The sequence below is a fragment of the uncultured Campylobacter sp. genome, from assembly GCF_938030815.1.
GTDB lineage: Bacteria > Campylobacterota > Campylobacteria > Campylobacterales > Campylobacteraceae > Campylobacter_B.
Genome location: NZ_CALHII010000133.1, coordinates 1 through 1235, shown reverse-complemented (window position 1 = coordinate 1235; position 1235 = coordinate 1). Strand labels below are relative to the sequence as shown.

The 1235-nt window shown below is 43.6% G+C and carries 2 protein-coding genes; both read left to right on the top strand.

Translation table 11 applies throughout. From position 1 onward, the window contains the following. Positions 1–192 precede the first annotated feature (192 nt). Complete coding sequence (locus Q0277_RS05020; protein WP_005870077.1) at positions 193–435, top strand: HP0268 family nuclease; 243 nt, start codon at positions 193–195, stop codon at positions 433–435. Further along, the coding region (gene miaB / locus Q0277_RS05015) for a tRNA (N6-isopentenyl adenosine(37)-C2)-methylthiotransferase MiaB (RefSeq protein WP_297996180.1) at positions 432–1235 on the top strand (804 nt) is incomplete at its 3' end. The genes Q0277_RS05020 and miaB, both read left to right, overlap by 4 nt.

Genomic DNA, 1235 nt, shown 5'->3' with positions numbered 1-1235 from the left:
CAATCGACTCGATGATGTCGGTGATTTTTTCCATAAATTTTCCTTAAGATTTGATTTCGTGCTACTAAATTTTGGATTTTAAATTTTGAAGTGCGGTATTATATGGAATTTTGACTTTATTTTTATTTAAACGAATTATTATCTAAATTTCGCTAAACTCGCGGGTTTAAAACATAAATGAAAGGATAGATCATGCAGCTAAAACTTGCCAGAACGGAGCTTGCTTCTAAGCCAAAAAGCGTTAAGATCGAGGATTTGCAAGCCCAAGTAGAAAAGAGCGGACAAAAAATATTTTATCTGGATAGAGAAAATTCTCAAAAAGATTTAGCCGCTTTGGTGGATTTTTTCGACACTAAGGGTTTTAGCGTGTATCAGCGCATAGTGCGATACGGGCTGAACGAAAACGAGTATATGTACGAGGTGCATATCCTTTGAGTAAACTCCTCTTCATCCAGACCCTAGGTTGCGCGATGAACGTGCGCGATAGCGAGCATATTATCGCGCAGCTAAAAGAGCAAGATTACGAGATCACCGACGACGTAAATATTGCGGATCTGATCTTAATAAATACCTGCTCCGTACGCGAAAAGCCCGTGCATAAGCTTTTCAGCGAGATCGGAGCTTTTGATAAGGCGCGAAAAAAAGGCTCTAAAATCGGCGTTTGCGGCTGCACCGCAAGCCATCTGGGCGGAGAGATTTTTAAGCGCGCGCCATTCGTGGATTTCGTTCTTGGAGCACGGAACGTATCTAAAATTTCACAAGCCGTACGTACGCCAAAATTTATCAGCACCGACATAAACTACGACGAGAGCGAGTTTGCATTCGGCGATTTTGCGGGCTCGCCATATAAATCCTTCATAAACATAATGATCGGCTGCGACAAAAAGTGCTCCTACTGCATCGTGCCGCAGACTAGAGGCGATGAAATTTCGATCCCCGCTCAAATTATCTTGCGTGAAGCCGAAAGATCCGCAGCTCGCGGCGCCAAAGAGATATTTTTGCTCGGTCAAAACGTCAATAACTACGGCAAACGCTTTTCTAATGCGCACGAAAAAATCGACTTCAGCGACCTGCTCGTGCACCTTAGTGAGATAGAGGGCATCGAGCGCATTCGCTTTACGAGCCCCCATCCGCTGCATATGGATGATAAATTTTTGGACGTTTTTTGCAATAATCCTAAAATTTGCAAATCGATGCACATGCCGTTACAAAGCGGCTCGAGCAAGGTTTTGCGC